This is a genomic window from Achromobacter sp. KK8 (assembly GCF_054188005.1).
The window spans coordinates 5917109-5936522 of the sequence record NZ_CM135178.1; the positions used below are offsets into that span (position 1 = coordinate 5917109).

At 70.5% G+C, this 19414-nt stretch carries 13 protein-coding genes; 9 read left to right on the plus strand and 4 right to left on the minus strand.

The genetic code is table 11. The features are described from left to right. Positions 1 to 2 precede the first annotated feature (2 nt). The 5 genes from glgX (at position 3) to ACVN9Z_RS27165 (ending at position 10338) form a co-directional block, all read left to right on the plus strand. On the plus strand, positions 3 to 2114 hold the full coding sequence (gene glgX, locus ACVN9Z_RS27145; RefSeq protein ID WP_458212860.1) for a glycogen debranching protein GlgX: 2112 nt from the start codon (positions 3 to 5) through the stop codon (positions 2112 to 2114). Further along, positions 2111 to 3904, plus strand: a complete 1794-nt coding sequence (gene treZ, locus ACVN9Z_RS27150) for a malto-oligosyltrehalose trehalohydrolase (RefSeq protein WP_458212861.1) — start codon at positions 2111 to 2113, stop codon at positions 3902 to 3904. The genes glgX and treZ overlap by 4 nt, the downstream gene beginning before the upstream one ends. After that, a complete protein-coding gene (gene malQ, locus ACVN9Z_RS27155) occupies positions 3901 to 6018 on the plus strand; it encodes a 4-alpha-glucanotransferase (RefSeq protein WP_458212862.1) in 2118 nt (705 codons plus the stop codon). Before treZ ends, malQ begins: the two co-directional genes overlap by 4 nt. Next, the gene (gene treY / locus ACVN9Z_RS27160) at positions 6015 to 8711 is read left to right on the plus strand and encodes a malto-oligosyltrehalose synthase (protein WP_458212863.1); all 2697 of its coding nucleotides are present in this window, start codon (positions 6015 to 6017) and stop codon (positions 8709 to 8711) included. The genes malQ and treY overlap by 4 nt, the downstream gene beginning before the upstream one ends. 181 nt (positions 8712 to 8892) lie before the next feature. Then, positions 8893 to 10338 (plus strand): amino acid permease, encoded by a 1446-nt coding sequence (locus ACVN9Z_RS27165; RefSeq protein ID WP_049055625.1) that lies wholly within the window; start codon positions 8893 to 8895, stop codon positions 10336 to 10338. An 80-nt stretch (positions 10339 to 10418) separates the two neighbouring features. Here ACVN9Z_RS27165 and nadS read toward each other — a convergent pair whose 3' ends face one another. The 4 genes from nadS to ku all read right to left on the minus strand — a co-directional run bounded on the left by nadS (position 10419) and on the right by ku (position 14804). Next, positions 10419 to 10739, minus strand: coding sequence for a NadS family protein (gene nadS, locus ACVN9Z_RS27170; protein ID WP_047991369.1), 321 nt, complete (start codon positions 10737 to 10739; stop codon positions 10419 to 10421). A gap of 1 nt (position 10740) precedes the next feature. Next, positions 10741 to 11052: a type II toxin-antitoxin system RelE/ParE family toxin gene (locus tag ACVN9Z_RS27175; RefSeq protein ID WP_026383296.1), complete on the minus strand. Its 312-nt coding sequence runs from the start codon at positions 11050 to 11052 to the stop codon at positions 10741 to 10743. A gap of 171 nt (positions 11053 to 11223) precedes the next feature. After that, positions 11224 to 13848 (minus strand): DNA ligase D, encoded by a 2625-nt coding sequence (gene ligD, locus ACVN9Z_RS27180; RefSeq protein ID WP_458212864.1) that lies wholly within the window; start codon positions 13846 to 13848, stop codon positions 11224 to 11226. Positions 13849 to 13850: 2 nt separating this feature from the next. After that, positions 13851 to 14804, minus strand: a complete 954-nt coding sequence (ku, locus tag ACVN9Z_RS27185; RefSeq protein WP_026383298.1) for a non-homologous end joining protein Ku — start codon at positions 14802 to 14804, stop codon at positions 13851 to 13853. Between the two features lie 210 nt (positions 14805 to 15014). Between ku and ACVN9Z_RS27190 the strand changes: the two genes are divergently transcribed. The 4 genes from ACVN9Z_RS27190 to ACVN9Z_RS27205 all read left to right on the plus strand — a co-directional run bounded on the left by ACVN9Z_RS27190 (position 15015) and on the right by ACVN9Z_RS27205 (position 19369). Next, positions 15015 to 15521, plus strand: coding sequence for a CinA family protein (locus tag ACVN9Z_RS27190; RefSeq protein ID WP_054498627.1), 507 nt, complete (start codon positions 15015 to 15017; stop codon positions 15519 to 15521). A 148-nt stretch (positions 15522 to 15669) separates the two neighbouring features. After that, positions 15670 to 16968, plus strand: coding sequence for an ArgE/DapE family deacylase (locus ACVN9Z_RS27195; RefSeq protein WP_458212865.1), 1299 nt, complete (start codon positions 15670 to 15672; stop codon positions 16966 to 16968). Continuing rightward, entirely contained in the window at positions 16965 to 18044 is a 1080-nt protein-coding gene (locus tag ACVN9Z_RS27200) for a phosphotransferase (protein ID WP_054448456.1), read from the plus strand. The genes ACVN9Z_RS27195 and ACVN9Z_RS27200 overlap by 4 nt, the downstream gene beginning before the upstream one ends. Next, positions 18041 to 19369: an aspartate aminotransferase family protein gene (locus ACVN9Z_RS27205; protein ID WP_054513853.1), complete on the plus strand. Its 1329-nt coding sequence runs from the start codon at positions 18041 to 18043 to the stop codon at positions 19367 to 19369. The genes ACVN9Z_RS27200 and ACVN9Z_RS27205 overlap by 4 nt, the downstream gene beginning before the upstream one ends. Positions 19370 to 19414: the final 45 nt, after the last annotated feature.

Below are 19414 nucleotides of genomic sequence, written 5' to 3' on the forward strand. Positions count from 1 at the left end.
CCATGGATCCCTCTCTGTTGACCCGCATGACTGCCGGCCAGCCCTATCCGCTCGGCGCCGCCAGCGATGGCCTGGGCGTGAACTTCGCCGTTTTCTCGGCCAACGCCACGCGCATCGAGGTGTGCGTGTTCGACAGCCGCGGCCGCAAGGAACTGCGCCGCTTCGAACTGCCGGAGTGCACCGACGAGATCTGGCACGGCTACCTGCCCGACGCCCAGCCCGGGCTGGTCTACGGTTTGCGGGCCCACGGCCCGTACGACCCGCGCAACGGCCATCGCTTCAATCCGCACAAGCTGCTGCTGGACCCGTACGCGCGCCAGCTGACCGGCCCCGTGAACTGGAGCGACGCGCTGTTCGGCTACCGCCTGAACCACGCCCGCGCCGACCTGACGATGGACCGCCGCGACAGCGCGCCCGCCATGCCCAAGGCGGTGGTCGCCGAGGACCTGCCCTTCAACTGGGGCAACAGCAAGCCCCCGCGCACCGGCTGGAGCGACAGCGTCATCTACGAAGTCCACCTGCGCGGCGCCTCGATGCAGCGCGAGGACCTGCGCCAGCCGCTGCGCGGCACCAGCGCCGCGCTGGCCGACCCGCGCTTCATCGAACACCTGCAACGCCTGGGCGTCACCGCCGTCGAACTGCTGCCGGTGCACGCGTTCCTGCAGGACCGCTTCCTGCTCGAACGCGGACTGCGCAACTATTGGGGCTACAACACGCTCTCGTTCTTCGCGCCCGAACCCTCCTATCTGCAGCACGGGCCCAACGACCTGCGCCAGGCCATCCGGCGGCTGCACGCGGCCGGCCTGGAGGTCATCCTGGACGTGGTCTACAACCATACCTGCGAAGGCAACGAGCTGGGCCCCACGCTGTCCTGGCGCGGCCTGGACAACGCCAGCTACTACCGCCTGGTTCCGGGCGAGGAACGCCACTACATCAACGACACCGGCTGCGGCAATACGGTCAACCTGTCGCACCCCCGGGTGCTGCAGATGGTGACCGACTCGCTGCGCTACTGGGTGCGTTCCTACGGCGTGGACGGCTTCCGCTTCGACCTGGGCGTCACCCTGGGGCGGGAAGGCACCGGCTTCGATCCCGGCTCGGGCTTCTTCGACGCCCTGCTGCAGGACCCGGAGCTGGCGCATGCCAAGCTCATTTCCGAGCCGTGGGACATCGGCCCGGACGGCTATCAGCTGGGCAACCATCCGCCCGGCTTCGCCGAATGGAACGATCGCTACCGCGATACGGTGCGGCGCTACTGGCGCGGGGACGACGGCCAGCGCGGCGACATGGCGGCCCGGCTGACCGGTTCGCGCGACGTATTCGACCGCCGCCACCGCCGCCCCTGGGCCAGCGTCAATTTCGTGGCCTCGCACGACGGCTTCACCGTGCGCGACGTGGTCAGCTACGACGGCCGGCACAACGAGGCCAACGGCGAAAACGGCGACGACGGCCATCCCGAGAACTACAGCAGCAACTGGGGCGAGGAAGGCCCGAGCACCGATGAAGCGGTGCTGGAGCGCCGCGCCCGCGTGCAGCGCGCGCTGCTGGCGACGCTGTGCCTGTCCGATGGCACCCCGATGCTGCTGGCCGGCGACGAATTCGGCAACAGCCAGGAGGGCAACAACAACGCCTACTGCCAGGACAACCCGCTGTCCTGGCTGGACTGGACGCAGGCCCAAAGCGATGAAGGCCGCGCCTTGAGCCAGATGGTGGCGCGCGCGCTGGCGCTGCGGCGCGGCCACCCGGCGCTGCGCGCGGCCCGCTACGGCGATGCCGCGCGCGAGATCTGTCCGGGCGTGGCCGCCATCGACTGGTTCAACCCCGACGGCCACCCCATCGAACCGGCATCCTGGGAGGACGCCGGCGCCAAGGCCATGGCCCTGCGGCGCGCCGCCCTGCGCGAGGACGGCAGCGCCGACGTCACGCTGCTGCTGCTCAATCCGGGCAGCGAAGCGCAGCCGTTCACCCTGCCGTCGCCGACGCTGGCCTGGATACGCGAACTGGACTCGTCCGCGCCGGCCGCGGCGGCGCCGGTCCATGGCGCCGAAGTCACGGTGCAGGCCCAAAGCCTGCTGCTGCTGGCCGCCGCGCCCGTCCCCGGACAAGCATCATGAGCGCCTGGCCCGAACCTTTCTCCTTCGGCGCCCTGCCCTTGCCCGACGGCCGCACCCGCTTTCGCCTGTGGGCGCCGACGGCCGCGCCCGGGCTGGCGCTGGTGATCGAGGGACGCGCGCCCATCGCGCTGCACCCCGACGCGCAAGGCTACGCCCAGGTGGACGTCGATTGCGGCGCCGGCACGCGCTACCGCTATCGTCTCGGCGACGGCACCCTGGTGCCGGATCCCGCCTCGCGCCTGCAGCAGGACGACGTGCACGGCGCCAGCATCGTCACCGGCGCCGACGCCTATCCCTGGCGGCATCCGGGCTGGCGCGGGCGGCCATGGGAGGAGACCGTGCTGTACGAAGTCCACGCCGGGCTGGCGGGCGGCTACGCCGGCCTGCGCCAGCGCCTGCCGGCGCTGGCCGAACTGGGCGTCACCCTGCTCGAACTGATGCCGCTGGCGGACTTCCCCGGACCCCGCAACTGGGGCTACGACGGCGTCCTGCCCTATGCGCCCGACACCGCCTACGGCTCTCCCGACGACCTGAAGGCGCTGATCGACAGCGCCCATGGCCTGGGCCTGGGCGTCATGCTGGACGTGGTCTACAACCACTTCGGCCCGGATGGCAATTTCCTGGCCAGCTACGCCGCGCCGTTCTTTCGCGACGATATCCAAACCCCCTGGGGCGCGGCCATCGATTTTCGCCAGGCGGCGGTGCGCCGCTATTTCGCCGAGAATGCCCTGCATTGGCTCGGCGAGTACCGTTTCGACGGCCTGCGGCTGGACGCGGTGCACGCCATCGCCGGCCATGGCTGGCTGGAGGAACTGGCGCAGCACGTGCGCGGCCAGTTGCCCGGACGCCACGTCCACCTGGTGCTGGAGAACGACGACAATCGCGCGTCGCTGCTGCAGGCGGGCTACGACGCGCAATGGAACGACGACGCGCACCATGTCCTGCATCACCTGCTGACCGGCGAGTCCCAAGGCTACTACGCCGACTATGCGGCGCAGCCATCCGAGGCGCTGGCGCGCTGCCTGGAACAGGGCTGGCTCTATCAAGGCCAGCCCAGCGCCCACCGCGGCGGCCGGCCGCGCGGCGAACCCAGCGCCCATCTGCCGCCCACGGCCTTCGTCCTGTTCCTGCAGAACCACGACCAGACCGGCAACCGCGCCCACGGCGACCGCCTGACCCGGCTGGTGCCGTCGGCCGACCGGCTGCGCGCGGCGGTGGCGCTGCAATTGCTGTCGCCCCAGATCCCGCTGATCTTCATGGGCGAGGAAATCGGCAGCGAATCGCCGTTCCTGTATTTCACCAGCCACACGGATCCGGCCCTGGCGCAAGCGGTGCGCGAGGGCCGGCGGCGCGAGTTCTCGTCCTTCGCCGAATTCAGCGGCACCGACGCCGCCACGCTGCCCGATCCCGATGATCCCGCCACCTACGCGCGCAGCCAGCCCTGGACGGAGGAACAGGACGATGACGCCAAGACCTGGCTCACCTACTATCGCGCGCTGCTGCATTTGCGCCAGCGCGCGCTGGCGCCGCGCCTGCGCGGCGCCGCCAGCCTGGGCGCGCTGGCGCTGGGCGAACGCGGCGTGCACGCGCGCTGGCGCCTGGGCGATGGCGCGGTGCTGACGCTGTACGCCAACCTGGGCGCAGCGCCCGAACCCCTGCCGCAATCGTTGGCGCCCAGCGGGGGGTTTGCCGACCTGCTGTTCGAATCATTGCCCGGCGCCTGTGCCGCGCTGGCCACGGGCAGCGTGTGCGGCGACAGCGCGGTGTACCTGCTGGAGGACGCCGCATGAGCGCCACGCTCTCGGCGCTGGCCATGGCCGCCGGCCTGGCCGAGCATTGGACCGACGCGCGCCAGCAGCCGCGCGCGGTCGCGCCTGACACCTTGCGCGCCCTGCTGCGCGCGATGGACCTGCCCGCCGACAGCGAGGCCGATATCCGCGACAGCCACGCGCGGCTGGCCGCGGCCCGCAGCCAGGCCCGGCTGCCCGCGATGATGGTCGCGGTAGCCGGGGGCAGGCTGCGGCTGCCGCCCGCCTGCGCCGGCGCCTACGAAATCAGCGCCGCGCATGCCCGCGCCCTGGCCGGCCACACCACCACGGACGCGGCCGGCATGCCAGAACTCATCCTGCCCACGGTGCCCGGCTACTACACGCTGGCGCTGCCGGGCGGCGTCACCACCCTGGCGGTGGCGCCGGCCAGCGCGCCGCCGCCCTCCCTGTTGCTGGACGAACCCGAGCCGCGCGCATGGGGCCTGGCCGCGCAGGTCTACAGCCTGCGGCGGCAGGCCGCCGATCCCGTCCAGGCGACCCATGGCTTCGGCGACTTCGGCGCCCTGCGCGACCTGGCCATCAGCGCCGGCGCGGCAGGCGCCGACGCGCTGGCCATGAGTCCGGTGCACGCCATGTTTGCCGCCGACCCCGGCCAATACAGCCCCTACTCGCCCTCCAGCCGGCTGTTCCTGAATACGCTGTACGCCGATCCCGCCGCCGTGCTCGGCGCCGAGGCCGTGCGCGCGGCGCTTGCGCGCATGGGGCCGGCGGCGCAACAGGCGCTGCACGCGCTGGAACAACGCGACCTGATCGATTGGCCCCAGGCCGCGCGGGCGCGCCAGCGGCTGTTGCGCGAGTTGCACCGCGGTTTCCAGCAGACGGCCACCGAGGACCAGCGCCAGGCGCTGCAGGCATTCTGCCGCGCCGGCGGCCAGGACCTGCGCGACCACGCGCTGTTCGAGGCGCTGCACGAGAACCTTGCGCAACTGCCCGGCGCGCCGCGCAGCTGGACCGCCTGGCCCGACGGGCTGCGCGACCCGCGCTCGAACGAGACCCGCGGCTTCGCCCAGGCGCAGGCGGGTGAACTGGACTTTCATCAATTCACGCAATGGCTGGCCGCCGTCAGCCTGTCGCAGGCGCAGCAGGCAGCCCGCGGCGCCGGCATGCGCATCGGCTTGATCGCGGACCTGGCGATCGGCGCCAGCCCCGCTGGCAGCCACGCCTGGAGCCACCAGGCCGACCTGATGCGGCGCGCCGGCGTGGGCGCCCCGCCCGATATCCACAACCCCTTGGGCCAGGCCTGGGGCCTGACCGCCCTGTCGCCCCAGGCGCTGCGCGAATCGGGCTACGCCGCCTTCATTGCCCTGCTGCGCGCCGGCCTGGCGCAGGCGGGCGGGCTGCGCATCGACCATATCCTGGGCATGGCGCGCCTGTGGCTGATTCCGGACGGGGCGGCGGCGGCCGACGGCGCCTATCTGCGTTATCCGCTGCGCACGCTGCTGCGCCTGACGGCGCTGGAGGCCTGGCGCCACCGGGCGCTGATGATCGGCGAGAACCTGGGCACCGTGCCCGAGGGCTTCGACGACGCGCTGCGCGAACACGGCCTGCTGGGCATGGACGTGCTGTGGTTCATGCGCGAAGCGTCCGCCGCGCCCTCGCCCGCCGCGTTCACGGCGCCGGGCACCTGGCCCGCGCAGGCCGCGGCCATGACCACGACCCACGACCTGCCCACGCTGGCAGGCTGGTGGCGCGGCCGCGACATCGACTGGCGCGCCAGCCTGGATCTTCTGGGCCCGCAGGAAAGCGCGGCCGACCTGCGCGCCGCGCGCGCCGCCGATCGCGAAAGCTTGTGGCAGGCCGTGCGCGCGCATGCCCACCAGCCGCCCGAACCCGCGCCGGAACAGGTCCCCGCGGCTACGCTGCTGGCCTATGTGGCGGCGGCGCCGTGCCCCTTGGCCCTGGTGCCGCTGGAAGACGCCACCGGCATGGTCGACCAGCCCAATCTGCCGGGCGCCGACAGCCGCCATCCCAACTGGCGCCAGCGCCAGCCGCTGGCCGCCGCCAATTGCCTGGAGGCGCCCGCCGCGCGCGAGCGGCTGGCGCCGCTGCGGTCCCTGCGAGGGCGCAAGCCATGAACGGCGCCAACCCGTCCGCCACGCGGGCGCCCTTGCGCCCGCGCGCCACCGCCCGCCTGCAGCTGCATGCCGGCTACACCCTGGACGACGCGCGCGCCCAGGTCGCCTACCTGGCCGACCTGGGCATCAGCCACCTGTACCTGTCGCCCGTCACGCGCGCGCGCGCCGGCTCCACCCACGGCTACGATGTCATCGACCATGGCCAGGTCAGCCCGGAACTGGGCGGCGAGGCCGCCCTTCGGCGCCTGGCGGACGAGGCCCGCGCCCACGGCATGGGATTGATCGCCGACATCGTGCCCAACCACATGGCCGCCGACGTCTCCAACCCCTGGTGGGCCGACGTGCTGCGCTACGGCGAACGCAGCCCCCATTCGCGCTGCTTCGACATCGACTGGCGCGCCCCCGACCCCGCCCTGCGCGGCAAGGTATTGCTGCCGGTGCTGCCCGATCCGTACGGCGAATGCCTGGACGCCGGCGCCATCGTCCTGGCGCACGACCGCGCCCAGGGTTACACCATCGTGGTGGGCGGCCAGCGCTATCCCCTGGCCGAAGCGCCCTTGCCGGTGCAAAGCCCCGCGCGCACGTGCGCCGCGCATGCGCCGGACACAATGCCCGGCCGGCGCCGCCTGCACCAGTTGCTGGAACGCCAGCATTACCGCCTGGCCTGGTGGCGCACCGCGCCCGACCAGATCAACTGGCGGCGCTTCTTCGAAATCCACGAGCTGGTTGGCGTGCGGGTCGAGGACGACGTCGTATTCGATGCCGTGCACGCTCTGCCCCTGCGCCTGTACCGCGAAGGCCTGCTCGACGGGCTGCGCATCGACCACATCGACGGCCTGGCCGCGCCGGGCGCCTACCTGCGCCGGTTGCGCGCGGCGCTGGCCCAGGCGGCGCCCGCGCGCGCGCGGGCCGGCCTGGCCACCGAACCCTATCTGGTCGTGGAAAAGATCCTGGCCGATGACGAGCGCATCGACCCGCGCTGGGCCGCCGACGGCACCACCGGCTATGACTTCATGGACCAGGTCGGCGCGCTGCTGCACGCGCCCGCCGCGCGTGAACCGCTGGCGCAATTCTGGCAGGCCCTGAGCGGCGACACCCGGACGCCGTCGGCGCAGCTGCGCGGCGCCCGCGAACTCATGCTGGCGCGCCACTTCGCCGCCGAACGGCTGGTGCTGGTACGCGCGCTGACGCGCGTGGCGCGCCTGGACCTGCGCACCCGCGACTGGGCCGCGCCGGCGATCGATCGCGCCGTGACGGCCTTGCTGGCGGCGTTTCCCGCGTACCGCAGCTACGCGGAGGACGGCGGGCGCGGCGGCGCCGACGCGAGCCATTGGCGCGCGGCGCTGGCCGCCGCCGGCAGCGCGCTGGGGGCCGCCCCCGGCAGCCCCGACGACCGCCTGCTGCGCCTGCTGGACCAATGGCTGGACGGCGCGCCCGGCCAGCCCCAGGACGAGAACGCGGCCAACGCCGTGCGCAACGCGCGCGCCCGCGCCCTGCGCCACTTCCAACAGCTGACACCGCCGCTGGCCGCCAAGGCGCTGGAAGACACGCTGTTCTATCGCTACGGTCCGCTGCTCTCGCGCAACGAGGTTGGCGCCAGTCCCGCGGGCTTCGCGCTGCAACCCGAAGCCTTTCTCGACGCCTGCGCCGCGCGGACCGCCAGCCATCCCGACGCCATGCTGGCCACCGCCACCCACGACCACAAACGCGGCGAAGACAGCCGCTGCCGCCTGGCGGCGCTGAGCGAAATCCCGCAAGACTGGATCGCCACCGCCCGCGACTGGATCGAACGCCTGCCCGCCCGCGACGGCATGCCCACGCGCGCCGACCGCTATCTGTTGCTGCAGACGCTGGTCGGCGCCTGGCCGCTCGACCTTGCGCCCGATGATATCGCCGCCCGTCCCGACGCGGTCGGCGCCTACCTGGCGCGCGTGGCGCAGTGGCAGGTGAAGGCCCTGCGCGAGGCCAAGTTGCACACGCGCTGGACCGCGCCCGACGCCCCCTATGAAGACGCCGCCGCGCAAGCGCTCGACGCCCTGTCGACGACCACCGACGGCCAGGCGCTGTTGCGCGAGATCGCCGCCTATGCGCTGCGGCTGGCGCCCGCCGGGCTGATCAACAGCCTGGCCCAGACCCTGCTGCGCAATACCCTGCCCGGCGTGCCCGACCTGTACCAGGGCGCCGACCTGTGGGATTTCAGCCTGGTCGATCCCGACAATCGCCGGCCGGTCGACTATGCCGCGCGCGCGGCCCTGCTGGCCGCCGCGCCACGCGGCGACGCCGCCATCGACACCGGCGCCGCCGCATGGCGCAGCGGCGCGGTCAAGCAGGCGCTGATCCAGCGCGCGCTGGCCCTGCGCGCGCGCCATCCCGCGCTATTGCGCGACGGCACGCTGCAAGCCGTTGCCGCGCAGGGACCGCGCGCGCAACATGTGCTGGCCTTCCTGCGGCGCCATGAGGACCAGGCCATGCTGGTCGTCGTGCCGCGCCTGTGCGCCACGGCGATCGCCGGCTATGCGCTGGCCGACGCCGCGACGGCCAGCGCCCATTGGTCCGGCACCCGCCTGCTGCCGCCGGACGATATGCCGCGCCCGCTGCTGGAGCTGCTGTCGTCGCGGCATGCCGATACCGCCTGGGACCTGGCCGACCTGCTGCGCGATAGCCCCGTCGCGTTATGCGTGATTGCAAAGTAACCCCTGTCCAAGCAACAGATGCTCGCACTTGCAACAGGACATGGCATGAATGGCAACGACGGCCCCGCCGGGCGTATGCTCGTAGGCGCAGTGCCGGGCGCGATACGCCCGAAGCAGTGCGCCCAAAAGCGATAAACCGGCAGGGGACATGCCTCTTTTCCATTCCGATGGCGGACGCGCCATGGCCCCCGCGCATCCGGAGAGGAGAAGACAGTTGGCAAACACCCCCAATACCGAACTCAAGGGCGGCCTGAAATCCCGCCACCTCACGATGATGTCCATCGCCGGCGTGATCGGCGCGGCGCTGTTCGTCGGCTCCGGCAAGCAGATCGCCCTGGCCGGCCCCGCCGTCATCCTGGCCTATGTCGGCGGCGGCATACTGGTCATCCTGGCCATGCGCATGCTGGGCGAGATGGCGGTGGCGCAGCCGGACACCGGCTCGTTCTCGACCTATGCCGATCGCGCCATCGGGCGCTGGGCGGGCTTCACCATCGGCTGGCTCTACTGGTACTTCTGGGCCCTGCTGATGGGCTGGGAGGCCTACGTCGCCGGGCAGATCCTGCACGGCTGGTTCCCGCTGGTGCCGGCCTGGGGCTATGCGCTCCTGGTGACCGTATCGCTGCTGGTCGTCAACTTCCTGAACGTGCGCAACTACGGCGAATTCGAATTCTGGTTCGCGCTCGTCAAGGTGGTGGCCATCGTGCTGTTCCTGGTCATGGGCAGCCTGGCGCTGGCGCACCTGTGGCCGTGGGGCGACGCCAAGGGATGGAGCCACCTGACCAGCCAGGGCTTCATGCCCAACGGCCCGAAGTCCGTGGTGGTGGCCCTGCTGGGCGTGATGTTCGCCTTCATCGGCGCCGAGATCGTCACCGTGGCCGCCGCCGAATCGGCCGACCCGGGCCGCGAGATCATCAAGACCACGCGCTCGGTGGTGTGGCGCATCTGCCTGTTCTACGTGGGATCGATCTTCATCGTGGTCTGCCTGGTGCCGTACAACGCGCCGGGCCTCACGGAGCCGACCCAGGGCACCTACAACGTCGCGCTCGACGCGCTGGGCATCCCGCACGCGCAACTTATCGTCAACTTCATCGTGCTGACCTCGGTATGCAGCTGCTTCAATTCGGCGCTGTACACCGCCTCGCGCATGCTCTATTCGCTCGCCCGGCGCGGCGACGCCCATCGCGTCATGCAGATCACCGGGCGCAAGACCGGCACGCCGTATGTGGGCGTGCTCATCTCCAGCCTGTTCGCCTTCGCCGCGGTCTGGATGATGGCCACCTCGAAGATGGACGTCTATGACGTCCTGATGCAGGCCACGGGCACCATCGCGCTGTTCGTCTACCTGGCCATCGCCTTCTCGCAGCTGCGCATGCGCCAGCGCCTGCAGGCGCGCGGCGTGCGGCTGGAATTCAGGATGTGGCTGTTTCCGTGGCTGACGTACGCGGTGATCGTCTGCATTGTCGCAGCGCTCGTCACCATGGTGATCGAAGGCACCTACCGCAACGAAGTGGTCTACACCTCGATCCTGGCCGGCGTCATCGTCGCCATGGGCATCGTCGCGCAGGTGTTCGGCATCGGCACGCGCGCCCGGGCCGAAGCGGAACTGGCGCCGGCGGGAGCCGAGTAGGCCGCCAGCCCCAAGCCCCGACCCCATTGACCGGCGCCGGCGCCGGTCAATGGGGTCGGGGCGCGCCATATCTGCGGGACCTAGGCCGACTGCAACACCTTGACCGCCAAATCGGGCGCGCGCTCGACGATTCTGAGTAAAGCGATAGCGGGGCCGGTGGGACTTCTGTGTCGTTGTTCCCAATTCTGAAGCGTACGCTTACTGACGTGGATGGCTGCAGCAAAATCGGCTTGCGACATCTGGACGCGTTCGCGGATTGCGCGAACATCGATGGGCTCCAGCTTGGTGACGCGTCCGGGCGCCAGCTGTCCCCTGCGGATCGCCCGTGCCTGATCCAGGCTTTCGCTCAACATTTCAAACACGGACGGCTGCACCGCATTTGTCTGGATTTTCTTGCCCATATCAAAGTTCCTTCACTTTCGCGGCCAGGATGGCGGTCTCTTCCGGAGAGAGCGCATCCTTGCGTGACTTGGGGTAGGCGAGAAGCATGTAGATCGTGTGGTCCCGGGACATCCAGTAGTAGATCGCACGGATGCCACCGCTTTTCCCCGATCCTTTCCGACCATAGCGCAATTTGCGGATCCCTGCGCCACCTTTGAGGAGCGCGCCACGCTGAGGATCTTCAATCAGGAGATTCTGCAGGCCCCGATATTCGTCGTCGGAAAGCAGCGTGGCGATCTGCTTGGTGAACAACGGTGTTTCTATGAATTCCATTACCATTTTATACGTCAATGACGTATTTTCAAATCCGATGCAAGCACGAGGCGGATGTCACCTCATCACTCCACCAGACTGCCACAATCTTTCCCTGCGAGCGCTCGCGCGGGGCCTTCCGGACAGGTCGTTTCCGTCACTGCGTCGCAAAATGCCGGGCGCCGAGGCGCCCTACCCGCCCGAATCCGGCTTGAAGTCCATCGCCTTCATAGCTGGGCCCAGCGCCTGCGGCGTGTAGTCGTCCCAGGGCGCGTCGCCCACATCCAGGCGGGTGTGGATGTTGGCGATGGTCCACTGGTCGCTGGACCGGACCTCGTCCAGCTCGTCCCAGGCCAGCGGCACCGACACCCCCATGCCCGGCCGCGCGCGCGCCGACCAGGCTGCCACCGTCGTGGCGCCGAAGCCGTTGCGCAGGTAGTCGGCGAAGATCCTGCCGACGCGGTTCTTCGGCCCGCTCTTGGCCACGAACACCTGCGGCAGCGTGCGCGCCAGGTGTTGCACGATGGCCTGCGAGAACGCCTTGACCGTGTCCCAGTCGTATTGCCGGCGCAGCGGCACCACCACGTGCAGGCCCTTGCCGCCGCTGGTCTTGAGCCAGCTGCGCAAACCGATTTCGCGCAGCATCACGTGGACCAGCCGCGCCGCCTGCTGCATCGACGGCCAGGCCACGCCTTCGCCCGGGTCCAGGTCGAACAGCATGCGGTCGGGCTTGTCGATCGCGCTTTTCACCGCGTTCCAGGTGTGGAACTCGACCACGTTCATCTGCGCCGCCGACATGATCGCCTGCGGCGTCGGGACCTCCATCAAGGGCGGATGATCCGGGTCCAGTTCCTGCGGCAGCGGCCGCACGCCCGGCATCGGCGCCTCCAGGTGCTTCTGGAAAAAGAACTCGCCCTTCAGGCCGGACGGGGCGCGCAGAAAGGAAACGGGCCGGTCCTTCAGGTGCCGCAGCAGCAGCGGCGCCACCAGCCCGTCGTAACGCGCCAGGTCCAGCTTGGTCAGCCCCGTGGACGGATCGATGATGCGTTCCGGGTGGGTCAGCTTGCCGGCGCCTGGCTTGGCCTTGCCCGCCTTGGCTTTGCCAGTCCTGGCGTTGCCGGGCTTGGCTTTGCCTGTCTTGGCTTTGCCGGTCTTGCCGGCCGCATTGTCGGACTGCATCGTATCGGCCCCCATCGCCGCCTCCCTGGTGATCGCCCGCGCCGGCTTGTCGGTGCGCAAGCCGCGGAACACGGGGTGGCGCACATGCCCCGAAGCGGTCCACTCGCCGAACGACACTTCCGCCACCAGCTCGGGACGCACCCAATGGACGCCGCGGCCAATGCCGGCCGCCTTGACGGCGGGCCGCTCCGTTTCCAGGGCGCTCAGGCGGCGTTGCAGCGCCGCCAGGCCCATGTCGTCAAACCCGGTGCCGACCTTGCCGGCGTAGACCAGCCCGCCTTCCTCGTCGTGGTACGCCAGCAGCAGCGCGCCCAGCCCCACCCGCGCGCCCTTGGGATCGGTATAGCCGGCAATGACGAATTCCTGCCGGCGGGCGCACTTGAGCTTGACCCAGCTGTCGCTGCGGCGCGATACGTAGGGCGCGGACAGGCGCTTGGCGATGATGCCCTCCAGCCCCATCTTGCAGGCCGAGGCCACCAGGTCCGCCGGCGCCGCGTCGAAGGCTTCGCTAAAGCGCAGCGGATCGCCGCCTGCGGCCTCCATGACCCGCGCCAGCACCGCGCGGCGCACGCGCAGCGGCTCCTGGCGCAGGTCGCGGCCGGTGACGTAGGGCAGGTCGAACGCGTAGAACAGGATGCCGTCGGTGCGTTCGCCGTCGAAGGCATTCTGCAGCGCCTGGAAGCTGGGCGCGCCGTTGTCGGCCAGCATCACGATCTCGCCGTCGATCCAGGCGTCGGGCAGCGGCAGGCGCTGCAGCGCCCGCGCCAGGTGCGGCAGCTTCGGCCCCCAGTCGTGGCCGTTGCGCGTGTACAGGCGCACCTGGCCGTCCCGCAGCCGCGCCAGCAGACGGTAGCCGTCGAACTTCATCTCGTAGATCCAGTCATCGCCGGCCTGGCGCGGCACGCCTTCCACCAGCGTGGCCAATTGCGGCTTGAGCAGCTCCGGCAAGGGCGCCGCCTCGCCCGGCAGGCCCGCTGCCCCGGCGTCCGACGACGGCGGCGCGGACGATGACGGCGATGCTGACGGCGATGCGGCCGCATCCGGCCGCGCCCCGGGCGCCGCGGCGGGCACGGCCCGCGCGCCCGTCCGCGGCGGCGTGGCCACGCTGTCGGGCTGCTCGTCCACCACGCTGAATTCGCTTTCGGCGCGGGCGTGTTCGTCGCGGTCCTTGACCAGCAGCCAGGGCGGCTGCTTTTCCGACTCGCGGCCCTTCATGCGGATCAGCGCCCAGCGTCCGCGCATCTTGACGCCATGCAGGTCGAACTTGAGATGGCCGCGCCGGTAGCCGTCGGCGGGATCGCCCACCGGCGCCCAGGTGCCCCGGTCCCAGATGATCACCTTGCCGGCGCCGTACTGGCCCTTGGGGATCTCGCCCTCGAAACGGTTGTAGGCGATCGGGTGGTCCTCCACCTGCACGGCCATGCGCTTGACCGACGGGTCGTAGCTGGGCCCCTTGGGTACGGCCCAGCTCTTCATGGCGCCATCCAGTTCCAGCCGGAAGTCGTAGTGCAGGCGGCTGGCCCAGTGCTTCTGGATCACGAAGGCGCGCGCCGCCTCGTTGGCCTGGCCGCCTTCGGCCGGCTCCGACGTCACATTGAAATTGCGCTTGGCGCGGTATTTCGCCAGGGTATCGGCCATGGTCACGCCGCCTTGCGGGTCTTGGCCGCCTTGGCGCCCGCCGCTTTCTTCTTCGCCGGCCGGGCGGCTGCCTTCTTCGCGGTCTTCTTCGCCGCGGCCTTGCCCTTGGCCGTCGCATTGCCCGTTCCATTCCCCGCCCCGTTCGCGGCCTTCCCGGACGAGCGTCCCTTCAGGCTGCGTTGCAGCAGTTCGGTCAGGTCGATGACATTATCGGCATAGGCGGGCGTTTCCTCCCGCGGCTCGATCACCGTCTCGGTCTTGCCGGCCTTGACCTTGCGGGCCACCAGGTCCATGACCGCGGCCTTGAATTCGTCCTTGTACTGTTCCGGATCCCACTGGCCCGACATGTCGTCCACCAGCATGCGCGCCATCTTCAGCTCGCTGGCGCTGGGCGCTGAGGCCTTGGCGCCCGCCTTGGGCAGGTCCAGGTCCTCGGTGGACTTGACCTCGTCGCCCCAGCGCATCAGGTTCAGCACCAGCGCATCGCCCGACGGAATGAGCGCGGCCAGGTGCTGCTTGGTCTGGATCACCACCTTGGCGATGCCGATCTTGCCGGCCTTGGCCAGCGTGTCGCGCAGCAAGGCATACACCTTCTGGCCCTTGTTGATCGGCGCCACGTAATAGGGCCGCTCCAGGTACACGAACGACACCTCGCCGGCATCCACGAACTGCTGGATCTCGATGGTCTGCGTGGTGCGCGGGTAGGCCTCGGCGATCTCGTCCGGGGAAATGATGACGTACTGGCCGTCCTCGTACTCCACGCCCTTGACGATATTGTCCTTGTCGATTTCCTTGCCGGTGCGCTTGTTGATGCGCTTGTAGCCGACCGGGTCCATCGAACGCTTGTCGAGCCAGTCGAAATCCACGCCCGATTCAGTCGTCGCCGTGTGCAGCCCCACCGGGATATGCACCAGCCCGAATGAAATCGCCCCTTTCCAGATGGTTCGCGTCGCCATGATGCCGCTCTCCCGCGGGGCGTCATTGCCGCCCCGTCCACTGTATCGGTTGACCGCCTGCATGCCAGGGATCGTGGCTGCCGCGCACGCCCCAGGCACCAGCATAAGCGAGCTTCGCAGCAATTGGCGTGCCCGCGCGGCATTGGCCCGGCCGGCCCCGCCGGCACGCCAATTGCTGCGCCCCCCGGCATCGCCTGTGGAAGCCTGCGGATGAACACCATCGAGCGCGTCGCCCTGTTCATGCACGAACACCAATTGACCCTGGTCACGGCCGAGTCCTGCACCGCCGGGCTGATCGCGGCCACCCTGGCCGACATTCCCGGCGCGGGCGGCCTGCTCGACTGCGCCTTCGTGGTGTACTCGGTGGCGGCCAAGCGGCGCTGCCTGGGCGTGCCGCAATCGACGCTGGCGCGCCACAACCTCACCAGCGAAGCCGTGGCGCGCGACATGGCGCTGGGCGCGGCCCGCAAGAGCCCCGCCAACGTCGCGGTGGCCAACACCGGCGTCACCGACGCCACCGACGACCGCATTCCCGCCGGCACGCAGTGCTACGCCTGGGTCTTCAAGACGGGACCGGCCGACGCCAGCCCCATCGTCTACACCGCGACACGCCGGTTCAGCGGCAGCCGCAACCAGATCCGCCAGGCGAGCGCCGAATTCGCGCTGCAAGGCATCGTCGAGCACTTCCTGCGGCATCATGCGGGGCGGGTCCGCTAGCCGCATCGGCCGCCATCGCCATGGCTGGCCGCGCGGACGCCCTGACGCCCCCGTAAAGTGGCCATATCAAATAACCCGGATTGGCTATTTTTCACCGATCCAATTTTGCCTAGGATGGCCGGGTACACAGTCAACCCCGAGCACATCCATGCCAGAACTGACCCCGGCGCTGCGCCAGCGCATCCTCCAAGCCGTGGACGCGGGCTTCGCGGCCCAGACCGAACTGACGGCGCAACTGGTGCGCCTGCCCTCCCAGCGCGGCGAGGAAGCCACCGCTCAGGATTTCATGGCGGCGCGCTACGCCGAACGCGGCTACGCGGTGGACCGCTGGCGCATCGACGTCGACGCCATCCGCCATCTGCCCGGCTTTTCGCCGGTGGCGGTTTCCTATGACAACGCCTACAACGTGGTCGGCGCCCACCGCGCCCGCAGCCTGAAAGGCCGCTCGCTGATTCTCAATGGCCACATCGATGTGGTGCCGGTCGGCCCGCTGGCGCAATGGAGCCGCGACCCGTACGACCCCGCCATCGTCGACGGCTGGATGCACGGCCGCGGCGCCGGCGACATGAAGTCCGGCCTGGTCGCCTGCCTGTCGGCCATGGACGCGCTCGCCGCGATCGGCCTGGCGCCGGCCGGCGACGTGTTCCTGCAGTCGGTGGTGGAAGAAGAATGCACCGGCAACGGCGCCCTGGCCTGCCTGGCGCGCGGCTACCGCGCCGACGCCGCCTTCATCCCGGAACCGCTGCTGCCCATGCTGATGCGCGCCCAGGTCGGGCCGATGTGGTTCCAGGTGCAGGTCGAAGGCGACCCCCAGCACGCCTCGGCCGCCTTCACCGGCGCCGGCGCCAACGCCATCCAGAAGGCGATCTTCCTGATCCAGGCGCTGGACGAACTGGAAACGCGCTGGAACGCCAACAAGCGCGACCACCGCCACTTCTGCGACCACCCCCACCCCATCCGCTTCAACCTCGGCAAGATCGCCGGCGGCGACTGGCCGTCCAGCGTGCCGGCCTGGTGCACCTTCGACATGCGCGTGGCGGTCTATCCGGGGCAGAGCCTGGAGGCCGCGCGCGCCGAGATCGAAGCCTTCGTGGCCCAGGCCGCGGCGCGCGATCCGTTCCTGGCCACGCATCCGCCCAAGGTGGTCTACCACGGCTTCATGGCCGAGGGCTATGAACTGCGGAACGCCGACGAGGCCGAGGCCGCGCTGCGCGCGGCGCACGAACAGGTGTTCGGCGAGCCGCTGCGCGAATACGCCACGTCGGCCGCCACCGACGCCCGCTTCTACGGCCTGTACGCCGACACCCCGGCCATCGTCTACGGCCCGGAATGCCGCATGCCGCACGGCTACGACGAAGCGGTCAACCTGGAATCGGTGCGCAAGGTCACCCAGACCATTGCGCTATTCATCGCCCAATGGTGCGGACTGGAAGAGCGTCAGGCATGAGCGGCGGCAACCTCCCCAGCGCCGGCCAGGCGCTGTTCGCGGCCGAGCCGCCCAAGCTGTCCCTGTCACAGGCAGAGGCCCTGGCGCAACACCACTACGGCCTGCTGGCCCAGGCCACGCTGCTGTCGAGCGAGCGCGACCAGAACTTCCTGCTGCGCGACGCCGACGGCGGCGCCTACGTGCTCAAGGCCACCCACCCGGCCGAGGACCCGGCGGTCACCGACTTCCACACCCAGGCGCAGCTGCGCCTCATGCAGGCCGGCGGCGAGCCGCCGGTGCCGCGCCTGATCCCGGACCTGCACGGCGACTACGTGCACTGGCACGACGCCGGCGACGGCGCGCGCCGGGCATTGCGGCTGATGACCTTCGTGCATGGCGTGCCCCTGCACCAGGTGGCGCGCAGCCCGGCGCAGTACCGCGCGCTGGGCCGGGCCCTGGCGCAGTTCGACCTGGCCCTGGCCGGCTTCGACCACGCCATGGCCGACCACGAACTGCTGTGGGACCTGCAGCACGCCGACCGCATCGCCGACCTGCTGCCGAAGATCCCCGAGGCGGACCGCCGCCGGCTGGCCGAGCGCCAGCTCGAACGCTTCGTCAATGACCTGCGGCCGGGCCTGGGCGGGTTGCGGCGCCAGGTCATCCACAACGATCTCAACCCCTACAACGTGATGGTGGCGCGCGACGATCCCGAACAGATCGCGGCGCTGCTCGACTTCGGCGACATGGTGCGCGCGCCGCTGGCGCAGGACCTGGCCGTGGCCGCCGCCTATCTGCTCGACGACGCGCCCGACCCGCTGTCGGCGGGCCTGCGCCAATGCCTGGCCAGCTACCACCAGACGCTGCCGCTGACCGAGGCTGAGATCGCGCTGCTGCCCGACCTGATCGCCACGCGCCTCTTGATCACGGTGGCCATCACCGGCTGGCGCGCGCAGCAGCACCCCGAGAACCGCCAGTACATCCTGCGCAACAACGGCCTGGCCTGGACCGGCCTGGCGCGCCTGGACGCCCTGCCCCGGCAGCAGGCCAGCGACATCCTGCTGGCCGCCAGCCAGACCCCGATGGAGACTCTTGTATGAGCCGAGACCAAGCCATGCTCAACGCCTTCGACCCCGCCGCGGCCGACGCGCTGCCGCCGGCCGAACGCGAGCTGATCGCCCGCCGCCAGCGCGTGCTGGGACCGGCCTACCGCCTGTTCTACGACCAGCCGCTGCACATCGTGCGCGGCGAAGGCGTGTGGCTGCATGGCGCCGACGGCCAGCGCTACCTGGACGCCTACAACAACGTGGCCTCGGTAGGCCACAGCCATCCGCGCGTGGTGCGCGCCATCGCCGAACAGGCGGCGGTGCTGAATACCCACACCCGTTACCTGCACGACGGCGTGCTGGACTACGCCGAGCGCCTGTTGGCGACGTTTCCGCAGCCGCTGTCTCAGGTCATCTTCACCTGCACCGGCAGCGAGGCCAACGACCTGGCGCTGCGCGTGGCGCGCAGCCATACCGGCGGCACCGGCGTCATCGTCACGCAGCTGGCCTACCATGGCGTCACCGCCGCGGTCGCGGCCGTGTCGCCCTCGCTCGGCCAGGCGGTGCCGCTAGGCGTGGACACGCGCGCCGTGGCCGCGCCCGACAGCTACCGCCACGATCCTGCCACGCTGGGCGCGTGGTTCGGCCTGCAGGTGCGGGCCGCCATCGACGACATGCGGCGCCACGGCATCAAGCCGGCCGCGCTGCTGGTGGACACGATTCTCTCCAGCGACGGCGTCTACAGCGATCCGGCCGGCTTCCTGGCGCCTGCCGTGCAAGCCATCCGCGACGCCGGCGGCCTGTTCATCGCCGACGAGGTGCAGGCCGGCTTCGCCCGCACCGGCTCGTGCATGTGGGGTTTCCAGCGCCACGGCCTGGTGCCGGACCTCGTCACCATGGGCAAGCCGATGGGCAACGGCCATCCCATCGCCGCCATGGTGTCGCGTCCCGACATCATGGAGCGCTTTGGCCGCGAGGCGCGCTACTTCAATACCTTCGGTGGCAATCCGGTGGCCTGCGCGGCGGCCCAGGCCACGCTCTCGGTCATCGAGGAAGAAGGCCTGCAGGCCAACGCCGCGCGCACCGGCCAGTACCTGCGCGACGGTTTCCGCGCGCTGGCCGAGCGCCACGCGCTGATCGGCGACGTGCGCGGCGACGGCCTCTTCATCGGCGTCGAGCTGGTGCGCGACCGCGCCGCGAAGACGCCGGCCAAGGAAGAGACGCACCGCTTCGTCAACCTGATGCGCCAGCGCCGCGTGCTGCTCAGCGCCACCGGCCTGCACGGCAACGTGCTCAAGCTGCGGCCGCAGCTGCCGTTCGCCCGCGAGCATGCCGACCTGCTGCTGGCGGCGGCGGACCAGACGCTGGCGGAACTGTAGCGGGCGAAGCGGCGCCCCGTGACCGCCCCCGCGATGTCCCGCCGA

Excerpts from the sequence above, each read along its gene's own strand:
- glgX (WP_458212860.1), top strand. The coding sequence starts at position 3 with ATGGATCCCTCTCTGTTGACCCGCATGACTGCCGGCCAGCCCTATCCG.
- treZ (WP_458212861.1), top strand. The coding sequence starts at position 2,111 with ATGAGCGCCTGGCCCGAACCTTTCTCCTTCGGCGCCCTGCCCTTGCCC.
- malQ (WP_458212862.1), top strand. The coding sequence starts at position 3,901 with ATGAGCGCCACGCTCTCGGCGCTGGCCATGGCCGCCGGCCTGGCCGAG.
- treY (WP_458212863.1), top strand. The coding sequence starts at position 6,015 with ATGAACGGCGCCAACCCGTCCGCCACGCGGGCGCCCTTGCGCCCGCGC.
- ACVN9Z_RS27165 (WP_049055625.1), top strand. The coding sequence starts at position 8,893 with ATGGCCCCCGCGCATCCGGAGAGGAGAAGACAGTTGGCAAACACCCCC.
- nadS (WP_047991369.1), bottom strand. The coding sequence starts at position 10,739 with ATGGGCAAGAAAATCCAGACAAATGCGGTGCAGCCGTCCGTGTTTGAA.
- ACVN9Z_RS27175 (WP_026383296.1), bottom strand. The coding sequence starts at position 11,052 with ATGGAATTCATAGAAACACCGTTGTTCACCAAGCAGATCGCCACGCTG.
- ligD (WP_458212864.1), bottom strand. The coding sequence starts at position 13,848 with ATGGCCGATACCCTGGCGAAATACCGCGCCAAGCGCAATTTCAATGTG.
- ku (WP_026383298.1), bottom strand. The coding sequence starts at position 14,804 with ATGGCGACGCGAACCATCTGGAAAGGGGCGATTTCATTCGGGCTGGTG.
- ACVN9Z_RS27190 (WP_054498627.1), top strand. The coding sequence starts at position 15,015 with ATGAACACCATCGAGCGCGTCGCCCTGTTCATGCACGAACACCAATTG.
- ACVN9Z_RS27195 (WP_458212865.1), top strand. The coding sequence starts at position 15,670 with ATGCCAGAACTGACCCCGGCGCTGCGCCAGCGCATCCTCCAAGCCGTG.
- ACVN9Z_RS27200 (WP_054448456.1), top strand. The coding sequence starts at position 16,965 with ATGAGCGGCGGCAACCTCCCCAGCGCCGGCCAGGCGCTGTTCGCGGCC.
- ACVN9Z_RS27205 (WP_054513853.1), top strand. The coding sequence starts at position 18,041 with ATGAGCCGAGACCAAGCCATGCTCAACGCCTTCGACCCCGCCGCGGCC.